This window comes from Methylosinus sp. R-45379, assembly GCF_001644125.1.
Taxonomy (GTDB): domain Bacteria; phylum Pseudomonadota; class Alphaproteobacteria; order Rhizobiales; family Beijerinckiaceae; genus Methylosinus.
The window spans coordinates 58,474-76,520 of sequence record NZ_LUUM01000254.1 but is presented as its reverse complement, the minus strand read 5'-3'; the positions used below and the strand labels follow the sequence as shown (position 1 = coordinate 76,520).

Annotated in this window: 14 protein-coding genes; 2 read left to right on the top strand and 12 right to left on the bottom strand. The window is 64.0% G+C overall.

Translation table 11 applies throughout. The features are described 5' to 3' along the window. Positions 1 to 406: 406 nt before the first annotated feature. Positions 407 to 1,240, bottom strand: a complete 834-nt coding sequence (locus tag A1351_RS13065; RefSeq protein WP_026598199.1) for a DJ-1/PfpI family protein — start codon at positions 1,238 to 1,240, stop codon at positions 407 to 409. Positions 1,241 to 1,249: 9 nt separating this feature from the next. After that, positions 1,250 to 3,472, bottom strand: coding sequence for a TonB-dependent siderophore receptor (locus tag A1351_RS13060; RefSeq protein WP_064033181.1), 2,223 nt, complete (start codon positions 3,470 to 3,472; stop codon positions 1,250 to 1,252). Between the two features lie 257 nt (positions 3,473 to 3,729). Here A1351_RS13060 and A1351_RS13055 point away from each other — a divergent pair, with 257 nt between their 5' ends. Further along, complete coding sequence (locus tag A1351_RS13055; RefSeq protein WP_024879483.1) at positions 3,730 to 4,410, top strand: response regulator transcription factor; 681 nt, start codon at positions 3,730 to 3,732, stop codon at positions 4,408 to 4,410. Then, entirely contained in the window at positions 4,407 to 5,771 is a 1,365-nt protein-coding gene (locus tag A1351_RS13050) for a cell wall metabolism sensor histidine kinase WalK (protein WP_064033180.1), read from the top strand. Before A1351_RS13055 ends, A1351_RS13050 begins: the two co-directional genes overlap by 4 nt. A gap of 55 nt (positions 5,772 to 5,826) precedes the next feature. Here A1351_RS13050 and A1351_RS24775 read toward each other — a convergent pair whose 3' ends face one another. The 10 genes from A1351_RS24775 to A1351_RS13000 all read right to left on the bottom strand — a co-directional run bounded on the left by A1351_RS24775 (position 5,827) and on the right by A1351_RS13000 (position 17,994). Further along, positions 5,827 to 6,015, bottom strand: coding sequence for a hypothetical protein (locus tag A1351_RS24775; protein ID WP_134188137.1), 189 nt, complete (start codon positions 6,013 to 6,015; stop codon positions 5,827 to 5,829). Between the two features lie 477 nt (positions 6,016 to 6,492). Then, positions 6,493 to 7,641, bottom strand: a complete 1,149-nt coding sequence (locus tag A1351_RS13040; RefSeq protein ID WP_064033179.1) for a methanobactin export MATE transporter MbnM — start codon at positions 7,639 to 7,641, stop codon at positions 6,493 to 6,495. After that, positions 7,638 to 8,618 (bottom strand): MbnP family copper-binding protein, encoded by a 981-nt coding sequence (locus A1351_RS13035; protein ID WP_064033178.1) that lies wholly within the window; start codon positions 8,616 to 8,618, stop codon positions 7,638 to 7,640. The genes A1351_RS13040 and A1351_RS13035 overlap by 4 nt, the downstream gene beginning before the upstream one ends. A gap of 160 nt (positions 8,619 to 8,778) precedes the next feature. Continuing rightward, positions 8,779 to 11,304: a TonB-dependent receptor gene (locus tag A1351_RS13030; RefSeq protein WP_245291651.1), complete on the bottom strand. Its 2,526-nt coding sequence runs from the start codon at positions 11,302 to 11,304 to the stop codon at positions 8,779 to 8,781. A 112-nt stretch (positions 11,305 to 11,416) separates the two neighbouring features. Continuing rightward, entirely contained in the window at positions 11,417 to 12,412 is a 996-nt protein-coding gene (locus A1351_RS13025; protein WP_371441488.1) for a FecR domain-containing protein, read from the bottom strand. An 83-nt stretch (positions 12,413 to 12,495) separates the two neighbouring features. Further along, entirely contained in the window at positions 12,496 to 12,996 is a 501-nt protein-coding gene (locus A1351_RS13020; protein ID WP_064033177.1) for an RNA polymerase sigma factor, read from the bottom strand. 122 nt (positions 12,997 to 13,118) lie between these two features. Beyond that, positions 13,119 to 13,517 (bottom strand): hypothetical protein, encoded by a 399-nt coding sequence (locus A1351_RS13015; protein WP_064033176.1) that lies wholly within the window; start codon positions 13,515 to 13,517, stop codon positions 13,119 to 13,121. 276 nt (positions 13,518 to 13,793) lie between these two features. Beyond that, positions 13,794 to 16,283 carry a TonB-dependent receptor gene (locus A1351_RS13010; RefSeq protein ID WP_064033199.1) on the bottom strand — a complete coding sequence of 830 codons (2,490 nt, stop codon included), beginning with the start codon at positions 16,281 to 16,283 and terminating at the stop codon, positions 13,794 to 13,796. A 169-nt stretch (positions 16,284 to 16,452) separates the two neighbouring features. Next, complete coding sequence (locus tag A1351_RS13005) at positions 16,453 to 17,400, bottom strand: FecR domain-containing protein (RefSeq protein WP_064033175.1); 948 nt, start codon at positions 17,398 to 17,400, stop codon at positions 16,453 to 16,455. A 93-nt stretch (positions 17,401 to 17,493) separates the two neighbouring features. Then, positions 17,494 to 17,994: an RNA polymerase sigma factor gene (locus tag A1351_RS13000; RefSeq protein ID WP_064033174.1), complete on the bottom strand. Its 501-nt coding sequence runs from the start codon at positions 17,992 to 17,994 to the stop codon at positions 17,494 to 17,496. Between the last annotated feature and the right edge of the window lie 53 nt (positions 17,995 to 18,047).

The following is an 18,047-nucleotide window of genomic DNA, read 5'->3' as shown; positions in this document are numbered from 1 at the left end:
TGGCCGGCCCGGCACGGAATGCAGCAGGAGCAAGAAAAATGCGGTCCAGGGGAATGGCGATGGCCATCGGCGCCGCCGGACGTGGCGCAATGGCCGGCCTCTGCGGCGACGACCCCCGGTTCGACAGCGGACAAAGCCGCGACCGCCATGCCGGGCAAGACGAGAGCCCAAGCCAAGAGGCCCACGATCAATAGGCGGGCTATTCCCTTCGGCCAGAGCGCGAACTTATCCATTCTCCATACGGAACCCCCGGATGCTGGCGAGTGTCAAGCGCGGGGGACGGCGAGCCAGCGAAACCCTTTCCCTGTTGCAGAAGCGCAACAGAGACCGCCGCGGCGCCGACGAAGCCGGAACCCACCCCGGTCCTTCGCCGCGCGAACCGAAGGCGCCGTGATTTTTCGAGACCTCAGAGCCGCTTCGATTTCGCGAAAGCGTCTCGGCCGACCTTGTCGGCGGACAGCCGGAAACCGGCGAACATTTGCTCCATCATCGCTTTGACCGCCGCCGGAGCCCGCTCCGGCTGGCCGGCGTCGAATGGCGGCTCGGGCGCATATTGCGCGATGAGCTGCACGCCCTCGGCGTAAGTGCGGTCGCGCAATTCGCCGACCAGAGCCAGGGCGAAATCGAGGCCCGCCGTCACGCCCTCCGCGGTGATGCGATTGCGATCGCGCACGAAACGGCCGGGCGTCGGCGTCGCGCCGAAGATCGGCAGCAGCGGCTTCGCCGACCAGTGCGACGTCGCACGATAGCCGTCGAGCAGGCCCGCCGCGCCGAGCAGAAGCGAGCCCGTGCAGACCGAGGTGACATATTTCGCGCGCGCGCCGCGGCTTTTGATGAAGCGCAACGTCGGCTCGTCCTGCATGGCGGCGAGCGTGCCGGAGGCGCCGCCGGGCACGCAGAGAATATCGAGATCGACCGGCGCATCGTCGAAGCTCGCGTCCGGCGTGATCGTCAATCCCGTATCGCTGACCACCGGTGTCTTGCTCTTTGCGATCACGAAAGCCGTCGCGCCCATCAGCCCGGTGAGCATGTAATGCGGGCCGATCATGTCGAGCGCGGTGAACTCCGGATAGATCAGAAAGCCGATCTTCTCATTGCCGGACCACGAGGCCGGCATGTTCGACATATCATGATCGGCCGTGACCTTCTGATCGGCGCGCGCATCGAGCGCGCCGCCGGCGACGAGCGCGGCGAATGCGGCCAAGGCTTCGCCGAAGCGGCGGCGATCGAGCGTGTCCAATGGCCCCTCCTACATTTTCACGGAAACGGTGGCGAAGAATGTGCGCCCCTCCCCCGGCGCGACGCGCCCGGAGAGATAGGGATATTGGACGTAATAGCGTCGATCGCCGAGATTTTTGGCGGCGATCGAGAAGGTGAAATTCTCGTGCTTGTAGGCGACATCGGCGTCGAATGTGATGTAGCCCGGCGTCGTCCAGGTGCGGCCGAGTTCGACGCGCGAGGATGAGGCGGCGTAGAAGCCGGCGCCGAAGGACCAGCCCTGCAGCGCGCCGTCGAAGGCGTAATGGCCCCAGAAACGGCCGGAGTCGCTGGGCGTCCCGACGAGGCGCGCGTTCATATATTGCGTGTTCTCATCGCTCGTGACCTTGGCGTCGATATGGGCGTAGCTGCCGAGGAAAGAGAGATTTGGCGTCGGCTGCCAGACGAGGTCGGCCTCGAATCCATGCGAGTTCTGCTCGCCGGTCTGCCTCTGAGTGAGGGAGCCGGACACGGCGGTCGGCACATTGGTGCGCGTGAGATCGAAATAAGCGAGCGTGCCCGAAAGGCCGAACGGACCGTCGAGCTTCACGCCGCCTTCGAGCTGTCGCGACCCTTCGGGCTTGGGCGGCGCATTATTGGCGCCCGAGAAATAGCTGACCCCGCGCAAGCCTTCAGAATAGCTCCCATAGACGGAGAGCCAGTCGGTCACATCATAGGTCGCGCCGACGCGCGGCAGCACGCGCGTCGCGCTCGCGTCATAATGAGTCGGCGGCGTGACCGCATTTTCGGTGAAGTGGATATCGACCGTGGCGACGCGCAGAGCGCCGAGGAAATGCAAGCGATCGAAGATCGTCGACTGCAATTGGACGCTCGCTCCGGCGTTCTGATAGCTATTGGCGATCTTCGTGAACACCACCGTGTCCGCCGCCCCTTCGACCGGCAACCGAAAGGCCGGGAAATATGGCGCGCGAAAGTCGATCAGCTGCGGGAAGCCGAAGAAGGGATCGGCGTCTGTCGCATTATTGCCCGCCATGACTCCGTGATCGACGACGCGATTGAAATCGCCGCCGACGAGCAGACGATTGCGCGTCGGGCCATAGTCGAATTTCGCGACGAAATTGGAGCTGATCGAGAATTCGGTCAGCTTCTGATCGAGAATGTCGTTCGCGACATAGAATTGCGACGGCCCGCCATAGACGCCGTAGGGACCGAAGTCGTACGTGGTCGGCTCATTGCCGAAGAGGAGTTGCGACGGCTCGTGAATTTTCGTGACCGAGTAGCGCGCCGTGGTGAAAGTGGAAAATGTGTCGTCGAAGGCGTGATCGAAGCGCGCCGTCACCGACTGCGATTCCGTGGAGGTAACGGGAAGACCGGCATTGGCGAGGAAGGCCGTGCGGCGAATGGAATAGAATGAGCGATCGACAGACCCGACCGCCGGCAGGCCGGGATAATCCTGCTGCTCGCGCCGCGCGATATGGCCTTGCAGCGTGAGCGAGGTTCCCGCGTTATTGGTAATGGTCAGCGTCGGATCGAGCGTGTAGCTCTGGCGGCGGATCCTGTCGACAATCGACTGCGATGTCTCGAACTGGCCGGCGAAGCGGAACAGCAGCGTTTTCGATTCATTGAGCGGCTGATTGATGTCGAGATAAGGACTGCCGAAGCGATAGCCGCCGGCGCGCACGCCCACTTCCGCGAACCGATCCGGCGTGGGGAGCTTCGACACAATGTTGACGACGCCTCCGATCGGGCTCGACCCACCTTGGAACAATATATTGGCGGGACCCTTCAAAACCTCGACCCGCTCGACATTGACGAGCAGATCGCGCTCGCCGAGCGAGCCGTAATTCGGCAATCCGTCGATATAGCGCTCCGCGTCCATTCCGCGCAGCTTGACGCCGAGCCCGCCGGGAAAGCGCGGATCGAGCGGCGTGAGGCCGGAGATGTTTTGGAAGAGTTCGGACTGCGAGATGGCGTTTTGATCGTCGATCAGCTTGCGCGGGACGACGACGACGGAAAGCGGCAGCTCCTTCAGCGGCGTGGCCATGCGCGCGATGCGCGCGGTCAGCGCCTGATAGCCGCGCACTGGCCCGGCGGTGGTCTGCTCGACATCCGTGGCGGTCTTTGCGGCGGCCGCGCGGCGCTCATCCGCAGCGATGGAGATGGGCGGCAGCGCCTCTTGCGCGGCGGCGCCGGGCAGGCCGGCCACGACGAGGGCGAGCGCGCTTACCGATCGCAGGGAAAAACGACGATTCATGTGTGGCCTCCTTGATCGCCGCTCTCTCGACGGCGTGGATGTCGTAACGTCCGACAGGGGAGCGAGGCCCGCCAGCCTCCAACCCTCTGAGCAGCGCTCTAAGGACCCCACTTAACCCGAATGTAACGTGAGCGCCGGCTCCATGGCTTTTCGTGGACTGTGGCGCCGGCGCAACAGTCACGCTCGCGTCCGCTTGCCACCGCCACAATTGGCCACGATAATCCGCGCTCCCGATAGACGCGAGGCGGCGCCGAAAGATGCGGGTTCTGATGGTGGAGGACGAGCCGGAGATGGCGAAGCTCGTCGCGGGGAAGCTCGCGCGTTCGGGCTTCGTCGCCGATCGCGTCGGCTCGCTCGACGAGACGATGGAGGCGCTGCGGCAGCACAAATATTCGCTGGTGCTGCTCGACCGTCGTCTTCCGGACGGCGACGCGATCTCGATATTGCCCGAGATTCGTCGCGCGCAGCCCTCGATCCGCATCGTGATGCTGACCGCGCGCAACGCTGTCGAGGATCGGATCGAAGGGCTCGACGCCGGCGCCGATGATTATGTGACCAAGCCCTTCGACGCCAATGAGCTGATCGCGCGCGTGCGCGCCTGCCTGCGGCGGCCGGGCGGCGAGGCGGCGACGCCGATCGCGGTCGGCAGAATCGTCTTTCATCCAGATACGCGCGACGTCAGCGTCGATGGCGCGCTGGTTCTGTTTCACAAGCGTGAGCGCGCTCTGCTGGACATTCTGCTGCTCAACGCCGGACGCGCCGTGCTGCGCGACCGGCTGCTCGCGGAAATCTACGGTTTCGCGGACGATGTGCAAGCCACTGCGCTCAGCATGCTGGTTTCGCGCCTGCGACGCCGGCTGCTCGATCTCGACGCCGGCGTCGAGATTCACACGGCGCGCGACGTCGGTTATCTGCTGACGGAGCGCAAGGAGAAATGAGAAGCCCATCCCTGCTCACGCGCTTCGTGCTCGGCATCACTGCGATCGAGCTGCTCACCTATTTTCTCATTTGGCCGGTCACGGCGATCCTCGCCACTTACATGGGGCTCGCAGTGACCGACTCCGTCAATTATTGGGCGGAGTTTCGGGCCATCGAGGTGGTCGACGCCGCGCTGGTGAAAGACGCCGACGGCTCCGCCCATATAGAGGAGACGCCGGCGCTGCGCGCCTATCAGGCCCGCAATCCCAATTTCCGTTTCGCGATCATCGACAGCCGCAACGGCGCCGCGCTCGCCGGCTCATCGGAGGCGCTCGCGCGCGTTTTGCCGAGCGGCGGCGGGATCATCGCCATCCGAAATTATTTCCGACTTCCGAATGATCCCGATCCCGACGCGCGCGGCGTCTTGCGGGAGGCCAAGCCGCCCTATCGGGTGGCGATCTATGGCTACACGCTGCATTGGGACGATCTCGGCGCCGTGATGCGCATGCTGGCGGATCGCACGCAGATCATTCCTTTCCTGCCCTTCGTCGTGTCGGCTATTCTCATCTCCTGGCTGGTGACGCGCTTCGGGCTGACGCCGCTCTACAAAGCGAAGGAGCAGCTCGCGAGCATCGATTTCAAAACGGTCGACCAGCGCATAGACGGCTCCAAGGCGCCCAAGGAGATCGCGCCGTTTCTCGGCGCGCTCAACGCCGCCCTGGCGCGGCTCGAGGACGGCGCCAAGCAGCAGCGGCGCTTCACGGCCAATGCCGCGCATGAGCTGCTCACGCCGATCGCGATTCTGCGCGCGCGTCTCGACGCGCCCAACGAGCCGGGCTTTCTCGGCGATCTCGCCCGCGACATTCGGCGCATGCAGTCCATCGTCGAGCAATTGCTGGTTCTCGCCCGCGGAGCGGAGCGTGGAAGCCTCGTCGCCGAGGACATAGATCTCGGCGCGCTCGCCCGCCATATGATCGCCGACTATCTGCCATTGATCGTCGACAATGGCCGGGCGATCGCCTTCGATCCCCCGGCGACGCCGGTCGTCGTCCGCGCCAATCGGCAAGCGCTCGAATGCATGCTGTCCAATCTCATCAATAACGCCCTGCGCGCCGAACCCGTCGGCGGGACGATCGAGCTTCGCGTGCGCGCCGGCGCCAGCCTGGAGGTCGCCGACCATGGCGAAGGGGTCGCGGCGAGCGAGCGGGAACTGGTCTTCGAGCCCTTCTGGCGCCGGACCGAGACGACGCGCGGAGCCGGCCTCGGCCTCTCCATCGTCAAGGAACTTTCGGAAAAGCAAGGCGGCAGAGTCTTCGTCGTCGAGACCCCGGGCGGCGGCGCGACATTCGGCCTCGCGCTGCCGGATCGGGGAGCGTCATGACGCGCAGCGAGCTGCAGGACGCGAAATGCGCCGTTGCGACGTCCGCGGACGACGCTCACGAGGATGCGGCGACATGCGCTCGCGCGCGGCGGCGTCGATAATCGGCGACCGCGCGCGCGATCGGATGCCGACCGAATGCGAGCTCGGCGATGGGCGCCACGAAGATCGCGGGAGCTGCGCCGCCGCCGACCTCGACTTGGCACATGAGGCCGAAGGCGTCGCCGGCGTCGAAAACATTGGTCACAGTGCATCGCCGGTCCGAGCCGCGACGCCGCGCGGCCGCGATCGACAGAGCCAGCGACCGTCCCCTCGGATGCGCCATAAGAGGCAAGCAGGGTCGAAGCGCATCGATCAGCCCGCGAGCGTCGGCGGCGCGCGCCGGGTCGACGTCGTTAGAATCCATATCTCGAGCAATATTTGTCATGTCGAAATCTGCTTGCGTGAATGTCGCTATGGACGTTTCGGTGAATGCGACGCGCTTCCGGCAGTCGGACGCAGCGCTCGACGAGCAATCCCTCATCGTTCTCCGAGACGAGCCTCCTCGTCGTCGGAGATTGCGCCCTGCTCTACCGCCTTACACGCCAATGAACGAGGAATATATAATAGAAATAACTTCAGGCAAACAAAATACATAACGTAGATACATGTAATTTCTATCCGTATAGAAGCAATACGCTCACAATACATACAGCCGGATACGTAATATTGCCCCTCTGCGCAGCTATTTCCCCGCGGCCTGCGTCTTCCAGGGATCGGCGAAGCGCGGCGAGGTGAGCAGAGTCTCGTCGGTCAACGCCTTCAGAAAAGCGAGCAGATCGGCCTTCTCCTGCGGCGTCAGATCGACCTTCACGATCAGCGGGCTCTTCAACGGATTGGCCGCGCCGTCGCCGGCGTTGGGGCCGCTCGCGATCTTCCGCCCGCTGCGCGCATAGATATCGATGACCTCCTCGAGCGTCGCGACCGTTCCGTCATGCATATAAGGCCCTGTCACCGCTATGTTGCGCAGTCCCGGCGCGCGGAACTTGCCCATATCGTCCGGGTCTTGCGTGATGTCGTAGAGGCCGTGATTGGGCTCTGGATAGGCGCCCTTTCCGTCGATGTCGTAGAGCCCCGTATTGTGGAACGGCGTCTCCGCCTCGCGCGTCTTGGCGTGCACGAATTGATCGTCGAGATTGACGCTGCCATGGCAGTGATGACATTCCGCCTTCTCGCCGAAATAGAGATCGTGCCCGCGCTGCTCCGCCTCGGTCAGCTTGATCTTGCCTTGCAGATATTGATCGTAACGGCTGTCGAAGGAAACAACGCCGCGCTGGAAAGCCGAGATCGCCTTAATGATCGTCTCGAAGGAGATCTGCTCGGCCGGCTTTTTCTCCGGAAAAGCGGCGGCGAACCATTTCTTATAATCCGCGTCATTGCGGAAGCGCGCGACGATCTCCGCCTTATTGGCGTCATTGACGCCCATCTCTATCGGCCGCTCGCCATAGAGCGGATTTTCCATCTGCCGCTCGAGCGTCACCAGCGCCGGATTGGCCCAGGTGAGCGTCGCATGCCAGCCGGAATTGACGATCGACGGCGCATTGCGCGGCGTCTTCTCGCCCGTGGAGCCGACGCTGACGACGCGCCCGTCGGTGAAGGCGCGCTCCTGCAAATGACAGGAGGAGCAGGAGACGGTCGCATTGCCGGAGACGCGCTTGTCGAAGAACAAGCGCCGTCCGAGCTGAAACTTCTCCTCCGACATGGGATTGTCGGCAGGCACGCGCGGCGGCGGAACATATTTGGGAAGCTCCCATTTCCATTCCGTCGGCTCTGCCGTCGCGACGCAAGTCGCCGCGACGGTGAGCGTCAATCCGAAGAGCGCGGCCCGGCTCATTGCTTTGCGCCCACGACTTTCGCCGGCGTCGTCGCGCCGACCTTGAAAATCGGCGAGAGGCCGGGCCTGGTCTGCTTGCCGGCGTCGCCGGCGCCCGCGGCGCTGTCGCCGAGATTGAGGCCGAGCGCGGCGAAAACGGCAATACATTCGGGGTCGTCGAGCGCGCTCATGCAGCCGATCGCCCCGCCCTTGTCGGCGGCGATATCGGAATTTGCGAGCAGACGGGTCAAATCGAACTCGACGCGCTGCGTCTTGGGATCGAAGCGGTCGAGCGCCACAGAGAAGCGGTTCTCATGCGCGCAAGCGACGATCTCGCCGGTCGCCGGATTGCCCTTGCAGGCGGTGGAGCCGATATGCACCATCCACGTCCGCGTCTTGGAGCCGTCGGCCTTGACGACCGGCGTCTCCGGATCGAACTCGAAAGTCACGAAGCGGCGGCCGGCCTGCCAGTTCCACGCCATGCCGACCACATCGAGCGGCGCCGGCGCGGTCTCGACATTGGAATGATTGATCGAAACGGGCTTGCCGTCGACGATCGTCTCCACCGGGGCGCCGACCGAGAATTCGAGGCCCACATAGGCGCCCGCCGGCGCTTTGCCGACGATTGTCGTGTTCTTGGCCGGATTGCCCGGCGTGCATGGACTATTGCCGCCGCGCGCATCTTTGAAATCGAGCAGAGCGACATCGCCATATTGCCATTCGCTCTGCTCCAGCGCCACCGGCGTGCGCTTGCCCTTGGCGTCGACCAGCTTGAAGCCATACACGTAGAGACGCGCTTCATGGAGCTTGGCGGACAGATGGCCCGTCCCCAGATTGGCGAGCGGCGCGCCGCAGCCGACCTCCTTGCCGTCGTCCATCAGCACGAAGGAAATGGACACCGGCTTCGTCTCGCTGGAGGCGGCGAGAACAGGCCCGGAAACGCCGCAAAAATAGCCGGCCGCCATTGCCGCAAATCCGAGGTTTCGTAAAATCCGCATCTCGACTTCCTCCGCTTTTCGGCCGGGCGTTCCGCCCGCCGCAAAAATTCCCGAGGGCCTCGCCTGTCTTATAGGACGCGCGAGGAGGCGAAAAAGGAACGTCGGGACGAAAGATTTTTTGCGGCAAGCGCAAGATCTCCCGTCCCGCGACGCACGCCGATCAGAATTCCACCCGCAGCGACCCCATAAAAGTGCGGGGCGTCCCGGTTTGGATGAGGTATCGGCTGGCCGCCGAAGGGTAATAGGTTCTATCGCCGATATTCTTCACATTGAGCTGCGCGGTGACGTTAAAACCTTCGATCTTCGTCCGATAGGCGATCATGCCGTTGAAGATGGAATAGCTCGGCAGAACGAAGGAGTTCGCCGTGTCGCCCAGCTGATCCGAGCTCGCGGAGACGCCGCCGGCGACGCTCAGCCCGCGCAGATCGCCATCCGCGTCGTATTTGACCCACAGATTGCCGTAGTTGCGCGGGCTGCCCGGCAGAATGCCGCCGCTGACCGCGACCTGCCGCGTATAGGCGCTGACGGGATCGGTGGCCGTGCCGACGAGCGTCCGCACATCGTCATGCGTATAATTGGCGATGACGCTCCAATTGTCGTCGATGCGGCCGGTCAGATCGATCTCGAAACCCTGGCTGCGCGCCTTGCCGATCAGCAGCGTGTTGTTCGCATTGCTCGGATCGGTCACCGGCACATTGGTCTTAGTGATGTCGAAATAGGCCATCGTCAACAAAAGACCCTTGTCGAAGAATTCGGCCTTGAGGCCGCCCTCATATTGCTCGCCTCTCTGCGGCGACAGCGTCACGCCTTGCGTGGTGACCTGATTTGCGCCCAGCGCCTGAGTGAAATTGCCGTAGAGCGACAACCATGAAAACGGCTGATAGACGACGCCGAGGCGCGGGCTGAATCCCTTGTCGTAGCTCGCCCAATAGGTAGACGCGGCAAGATAGGGGGAAGTCCGGTATCGGCTGATCGCCGTCTCCGCCCAATCGTAACGGCCGCCGAGCAGAACATGCACGGAGTCGCCGAGGAAGGAGATCATGTCCTGAGCATAGACGCCGGTCCATTTCTGGCCCTGTATCGTATACTGCGACGCGCCCAGAATATTCTCGAACTGCCAAGAATTCGGAGCATACACATTGATCGCGCTGGCGCTCAACGACGCTCCGACGCTCATCGGCGAGAAAAAGTCGAAATGATCGAAGCCGACCAGAATTGAATGCTGGAGCGGGCCGGTGGCGAATTTTCCCTTCACGTCGAGATTGGTCGAGAAGACCTTGTCCACATAGCCGAGATTGAGCGTCATAGACCGCGTGAGAACGCCGGTCGCCTGATTGAATCCGAGCGGAAAGCCATTGTCGGTCCGATTGTTCGTCAGCGCATAGCTCAGACGATTGGTCACGCTCCAGTCGGGCGAGAGATCATAGGTCCAATCATAGGCGATGCGCCTCTTGCTGATATTGTTCGGCATGTTCACCGTGAGGAAGGCCGGCGAGAGGTAGCGGCTGCGCGGAAGATTGGCCGGGCCGCCCGCCACGGCGGGGTAGATCGGATAATCATCCACCCAGGTCTTGTTCTGATATTCGAAATCGACATTCATCCGGAATTGCTCGATCGGATGAAAGGAGACCGTCGGCGCGATGAAAACGGCTCTATCGGTGACGTAATCGCGATAGGAATCTGTGCGGTAATATTCGCCGTTGACGCGATAGAGAATGGATTTGTCGCTCGTTATGGGGCCGGTGGCGTCGATCGTGGTTCGCGTCAGCCCATAGGAGCCGAGCTGCTCCTCCACCGAATAATAGGGCGTCTCCAGCGGCCGCTTGAGGACCATGTCGATGACTCCGCCGGGCTCCATGCGGCCGAAGAGCATAGCGGCCGGCCCTTTCAGCACATCGATCGATTGCAGATTCGTCGTGTCGTAATTGCGGGCGCGATAGTCCTGCAAGCCGTTCTTGAATGTGCTCCCGAAGGAGGAGAAGCCGCGAATCTTGAGAATGTCGAAGAAATTCGGTGAGAGCGTCACGCCGCTGACATTCGAGACGATGGCGTCCCTCATGCTGATCGCCTGCTGATCGTCCATCGTCTGGCGCGTCACCACCTGGACGGAGATCGGCGTCTGCATGATCGGCGTATCGGTCTTCAGCGTCGTCGCCGCAGTCGGACTCGGCCGATATCCGGTGAAGCGGTCGCCCGGCCCCTGCGGCGCCCCGCGCGTCCGCTCCTTGGCCTCAGCCCCCACATCGATCGGCGGCAAAGCCGCCGCGCTGGAGGCGTCGGTCGCCGTTCCGCGATCGTTCTGCGCCAGAATGATCGACACCGTCTTGCCCTTGGCCGCGAAGCGCCACGACAATCCCGTTCCCGACAGCAGCCGATCGAGCCCTTCGTCCACCGCGAAATCGCCGTCGAGCCCCACCGTCCTCAACCGGCTGGTGACTTCGGAATCATAAAGAATCTGCAATCCATTGAGATCGGCGAAAGCGTTCAAGGCGCCCGGCAGCGGACCCGACGCGATCCGATAGCTCTGCGCCAGGCCAGCGCGCTCCTGCGGAGAAATGGCGGCCTGCGCCGGCGAGTCGGAGACGCTCGAGCCCAGCGCCAGAGCGCCCATTGCCGCGATCGCCAGCGTCGAGCTCATATCGGCCTCGCCTGCTCCGAACTTTTTACGAAAATTCTGCCCCGCCATTGCGCCGCCTCTTTGTCATGAGGGGTCGTGTTTCGCCCCCTCCGTCAGCGCTCCACGCGGTAAGAGGCCAAAGAGGAGGTCGGCGCGCAAAAAAACTCGCGCGCCGCGGCGCTCATTCGTAGACGATCGTCAGATATCGCGTGACATGCACGGCATGGAGGCCGAGCGACGTCTCGATCTCGTCCAGCGCGGCGATCGGATCATCGGCGTTGAACACGCCGGTCACGCGCCGCGCCTTCAACGCCGGGTCGACGAAATAGACCAAGCCGCGATGATAGCGGCCGAGCGCGCGCACGACCTCGCCGATAGGACGGTTCTCGAACATCAGCTTGCCGCGCCGCCAGGCGGTGGCGCGAGCGATATCGGCCGGTTCCGGCGCCGCGGCCGCCCCGCCTTCGTCATAGGCGCTCTGCTGCCCCTCCTCGACGACGACCTCGCCCCGGCCGGTCGAAACGCGAACCCGATGGCTCGTCACCGTCACGCGCGCCTTTCCGCCTTCGAGCGCCACATCGAAGGCCGTGCCGAGCGCGGTCGTCGTTCCGCCGGCCGCCTCGACGACGAAAGGCCGCGCCGGATCGGGCGCGACGTCGAACCAAGCCTCGCCGTCGAGAAGGACGACGCGCCTTTGTCCGGCGCTGTACCGCACGGCCAGCGCGCTGCGGGCGTCGAGCTCGACGCGCGAACCATCCTCCAGCGTCGCCTGGCGCGTCTCGCCGGGGCCGGTCGCGTAGTCCGCCCGAAGGCGCAACGCGATCTCGTCATAGGCGAAGAGCGCAAGCAGCGTCGCTGTGGCCGCGGCCCCTGCTCTTCGCCGCCGGCGGCGCGCTTTGCGCAGAGGTCCGACGCCCGGCCAGCGCGGCGCCATGAAGTCGCCGAGCGCTGCGAGCTTGTCGAAAGCGGCGCGATGAGCGGCGTCCTCGGCCAGCCAGGCCTCGAAAGCGGCCCCGTCTCGCTTGGAGAATGTCGCTTCGTTCCGCCGCAGCCACCAGCCTATCGCAGCGTCGCGGACGTCGGGTGGAGCGGCGGCGGGCTTCTTCTCGGACATTGCGTCATCCGTCACAGAGCTGTGCGCGCGGCCGACGCCGATGAGCGGGAGCCTGCGCTTCATACCACGCGCGAGAACGCGAAACGGGAGGCGCCCTCCGCGCAAAATCGAGAGCCGTTCCGGTTCCGGCTTCGCTCGAAAACACTCTAATCCAGCGCCGCCCAGCAGCGCGCCATGGCGAGGCGCATGTGCTTTTGCGCCATATTGCGCGATATTCCGAGCCGAGCGGCGATCTCGCCGAGATCGAGCCCCTCCTGCACATAAAGGAGAAAAACGTCGCGGCAGCGTGGCGGCAGACCTTCGACCGCCTCTTGCAGCAGACGCCACCTCTCCTCGGCCTCGAGGCGGGAGTCGGGCCTTTCGCCCGCCGCGACGGCCTCTCCTCCGTCGACGCCGACCGCCAGATATTTCGCCTCCGTCCGCCGTCGGCGGGCATGGTCGCGGGCAAGATTGGTCGCGATACGTTGCAGGAGCGAGGGCGGATCGGCCAGCGCGTCGATGCGGCCGTGCCGCAGCACGCGCACGAAGGTCTCCTGAAGCAGGTCGGAGGCGTCATCGCGTCCCACTTTTCGCGACAGATAGGCGAGGAGCTGGCGCTGGCTGCGCGCGAATAATCGAGCGACGAGGTTCGATTTCTCATCTGACATGGACGATGGCCGACGATTGCCGAAGCGCCCGGGCGCGCCCGAGGCCGGCGAGGAATTGGCGAGGAACAGGTCATCGACGCAATGCGCCCGCCTGGACGAATAGAGTGAAAATCAGCGATCGGTCAAAGAGATGGAGGCGCGCGCGACGACCAGGGCCGCGCCGGCTCGGGACCGAGAGTTCCGGGGTCGCAGGAAAAGCCGATCACGGCCGTTTCGCCGGCCCCGGCCGAAAGCGAAACGAACGCTTCGACGGCGTCAGAAAGCGAGACCGCGGAGCCGATGATGCAACATTGCCGATCATGCGGCATGGTCGGCGACGTCGGGCTCTGCTGGCCCGCCGCCGACGCGCCGCAATCGGCGCTCGCGATTTCGAAGCTCGCCGGCGCGTCATGAGAGCGGCAAGCGCCGTTCCCGGCAACGGCGGCCAGCAGCAGAACGGCTTGCAGGATCGACGCGAGAACAGCGAGCCGCGCGATCGTCGCACGCTCCCAGAGAGTTCTTTTGCCGCGCGACCTGGCCATATCGAATGATCCGGCGACGAGCGAGCGATCCGCGAAGGGACGACCGCGATCTGTCGCTTAAGAGTGCCTTCGAGCGAAGCGGGAACCGGCTCGTGTGAAGAAAGCACGCCCGAACAAGGAGATCTAGAGTCACTCCGGTTCAGATTGAACCGGAGTGACTCTAGAACACGCCTTCGCGGCAAGTCAACGGCGCGGGCCGCCCGGAGCGCAGAGAGCCGTGCGGCGATAAAGGGATCGCTCCAACGTCACGGGCTCGGCGCGACATTGGAGTGAGACTCAGAACTCCAACCGCAGCGAGCCGAGGAAGGTGCGCGGAGCGCCGGTCATGATATAGGTGCGGTCCTGAGACGCAGGGTAATAGACCGTGTCGGTGATGTTCTTAACATTGAGCTGCGCAGTGACATTGTAGCCCTCGATCTTCGTCGTATAGGCGATCATGCCATTGAGCAGCGCATAGCCCGGCAGCACATAGGAATTGGCGTTGTCGCCGAGCGCGCTCCCCGTCACCGTGAGGCCGGCGCCGAGGCTCAGTCCTTTGAAAGCGTCGTCGGCGTCGTATTTCACCCAGAGATTGCCATAGTTGCGTGGGCTCGAGGCCAGCACCTTGCCGGCCACGGCGAGGTTGCTGTTGTAGACGGCGAGCGCATTGGCCGAGGAGCCCTCGACCGTGCGCACATCGTCATGTGTATAGTTGGCGATGACGCTCCAATTGTCGTCGATGCGGCCGGTGAGATCGAATTCGAAGCCCTGGCTGCGCGCTTTGCCGATCAGATAGGTGATGGTCGTATTGAGCGGATCGGCGGTCGGAATATTGGTCTTGGTGATGTCGAAATACGCCATGGTCAGCGTCAGGCGCTTGTCCAGGAGCTCCGCCTTGGCGCCCGCCTCCCATATCTCGCCGCGTTGCGGCGGCTGCGGCTGGCTGTAATTGGTCGTGTTGTTGGAGCCGAAGGATTGCGCGAAATTGCCGTAGACCGACATCCAGGACAGCGGCTGATAGACGACGCCGACGCGCGGGCTGAAGGCGGAGGAATAGGCGGTCTTGTAATTGCCATAGGCCGTCCACCAATTGGAATTATAGCCGCCAGACGAACCCACGGCGTTCCAATCATAGCGTCCGCCGAGCAGCACATGGACGCTGTCGTCGAGGAAGGAGATCATGTCCTGCCCATAGACGCCGGTCCATTGCTCGCCGGAATGCGCATAGCCGCCGCCGCGCGGAACGTCGAGCGTGTAATAGTTGGGGGCGTAGATGTTGATGGCGCTGATCGGCGTGATGATCTGGCTCTTCATGCCCCAATAATTGCTGAAATAGTCGAAGCCGACGAGAATCGAATGCGAGAGCGGCCCCGTCTCGAACTTGCCTTTGAGATCGAGATTGGTGGCGAATGTGTTATCCGTATTGCCAGGGAAATAGACGTAAGTGCGGTTCAGCACGCCGGTGTTCTGATTGAAGGCGGCGCCGGCCACATTGCCGTTCCTCGTGCCCACACTCGTATAGCTCAGCCGATTGGTGAGGCTCCAATCCTTCGATATGTCATAGGTCCAATCATACGCGATGCGCTTCTTGTCGAAGTGATTTTTCAGATTGGTGGTGAGATAGGGGGCCGACAGATAGCGGCTGATCGGAATATTCGCGGGATGGTCGTAGACCGCCGGCAGCAGCTCGTAATCATCGACCCAGGTCTTGTTCTGATATTCGAAGTCGACATTGATGCGGAACTGCTCGATCGGCCGATAGGAGATCGTCGGCGCGACGAAAAAATTGCGGTCGGTGACAAAGTCGCGATAGGAATCGGTGCGGTAATATTCGGCGTTGACGCGATAGAGTAGAGATTTGTCCGCCGTCAACGGGCCGGTCGCATCGATCGTCGTGCGCGCGCCGCCATAGGATTGCGCCTGTTGCTGTATCGAGTAATAGGGCGTCTCCAGAGGCCGCTTCACGACGAGATTGATGAGGCCGCCCGGCTCGCTGCGGCCGAACAGCATGGCGGCCGGACCTTTCAGAACGTCGATGGATTGCAGATTGGCCGTGTCGAGATATCGCGACCGCAGCTCGATCAGGCCGTTCTTATAGGTGCTCTGCGAGACGGAGAAGCCGCGGACCTTGTAGACGTCGAGAAGATTGGGAAGCGGCGTCACGCCAGAAACATTGGTCAGCACGGCGTCGCCGACCGAAATCGCCTGCTGATCGTCCATCGTCTGGCGCGTCACCACCTCGACGGCGACGGGCGTCTTCAACAGCGGCGTGTCGACCTTCAACGTCGTCGGCGCGCTCGCGGCGTTATAGCCGGTATAGCGATCGCCCGGCCCCGGCGCCGCGCGGCCGCCAGTCGGCGCGGCGTCTTTGCGCCCAGGCTGCGCGCCAATGTCGATCGTCGGCAGCGGCGTCGCGCCGCTCGCGTCGTTCTGCGTCGCGGCGTCATTCTGCGCCAGCACGATCGACACCGCCTGCCCGTCGCGCGAGAATTCATAAGTGAGGCCGGTGCCCGCCAGCAGCGCGCCGAGCGCCTCGCGCACGGAATATTTGCCGGAGAGCCCCGGCGTCACGCGCCCATGGGTGAGGCGCGCGTCATAGAGCACATGGAGATCGTTCTCATCGGCGATGACATTCAGCGCCGAAGCCACCGAGCCCGCGGGAATGCGGTAGGCCAAAATCGCTCCCGAACGCTCCTGCGGCGCAATAGCGGCCTGCGCAGGAGAATCCGAGACTCCCGCTCCCGTCATCAAGGCGCCGAACGCCGCCGCCGCGACCGCCGAACCCATATTCGCTTTTCCTCGCCGCTCGCCGCGCGCCGACTTCCTCGCCATGTCTCCGCATCTCCGTAACGATCGTCCGCCTCGGGGCGCTGAAAGGCCCCTGTCTTGCTGGACGCGGTCGATGCGGAAAACGAAACGTCGCGGAGAAAATTTTTTTCGCGCGAGGCGAAACGCCTCAGCCGTGGAGCAGGATCAGATAGTCGGTGACCTGAATGGCGCGCAGGCCGAGAAAGGCCTCGATCTCGCGCAGCGCCTGGGCCGGATTCTCGGCGTCGAAAACGCCGGTCACGCGCCGGGCGCAGCTCGCTTCGCCGATGCAATAGACATAGCCGCGCCGGTGTCTGCCGAGCGCCGCGAGCACTTCGCCGAGCGGCTTGTTCTCGAAGATCAGCCGGCCGCGACGCCAGGCCGTGGCCCGCTTGACGTCGACCGCTTCGGGCGCGCGCGCAGCGCGCTCGGCGGAAAAGGCGCTCTGCGCGCCCTCCCCGACCACCACGGAAGCGCCGCCGCTCGCGACCGCGACACTGTGCTCGGTGACAGTGACGCGCGCCTCGCCCTTGTCGATGGCGATGTCGAAAGCCGTGCCGAGCGCCGTCACCGACCCGCCGGCCGCCTCCACGACGAAGGGCCGCGCGGTGTCCGGCGCGACCTGGAACCAGGCCTCGCCCTCGAGGAGGGTGAGCCGCCGGCGGCCGGGCTCGAAATGCAGCGCAATGGCCGAACTTGCGTTCAGCTCGACGCGCGACCCGTCCTCCAATGTCACGCTCTTGCGGTCGCCGACGCCCGCGTAAATGTCGGAGCGAAGCCAGGTCGCGAGATCGCCGAAGCCGACCGCTATAGCGAGGCAGAGCGCGGCGGCAATCGTCGCCACGCCGGCCAGCGAAGGGCGGCGGGTGGCTGCGCGAGGAGGCTCCGCCTGCCGGCTGGGCGCGAGGCTCTCCACGAAGCCGCACATTTCCGCCATATCGTCGAAAGCCGCGGCATTGGCCGGATCGGCCGCCCGCCATGCGTCGAACTCGGCCTTCTCGGCGGCCGATAGCGCGCCGGCCCGCATCCGTATCCACCAATTGACGGCGGCGACGCGCGGGCTGTCGTGATCGAAACCATCGCTATAGTCGGTCATTGGTCACGGCCATCGATCGGCGCGGCTCCTCCGCCGGCCGCTGTCTCATAGGACGCGCCGGAACGGAAAACGAAACGGGGGGCGGAAAAAAAATCAATCGAGCGCCGCCCGGCATCGCAGCAGAGCGAGCCGCAAATGCCGGCGCGCCATCGTCTCGGAAATGCCGAGCCGCCGCGCCGCCTCGTTCAGGGAGACGCCCTCGTGCATCACCAGCAGGCAGACCTCCCGGCAGCGGGGCGGCAGCGCCTCGATCGTCTCCAGCACGATGCGCGTCTTGTGGCGGCGATCGAGCGACTCTTCGGGCGTCGCCGCTTCCGAGGGCGCCTCGACGGGCGGATCGCCGAAATCGAGATAGCGCGTCTCGGTCTTGCGCCGACGGGCGAAATCCCTGGTGAGATTGACGGCGATCTGCTTCAGGAACGCCGTCGAATCCGCGACGCTCTCGAAACGGTCGTGGCGGAGCGCGCGCACGAAGGTCTCCTGCAGCAGATCAGAGGCCTCCTCGCGTCCGACCCGGCGCGTCAAAAAAGCGAGCAAGCCGCGCTTGTTGCTGAGGAAAAGCTCGCGGAACGACAAGAATTTGCTGTCCGACATACGCGGCGTCCGGATGCATGCGGGAGGAATGGCGGCGGGAGGAGTCGCGGCGC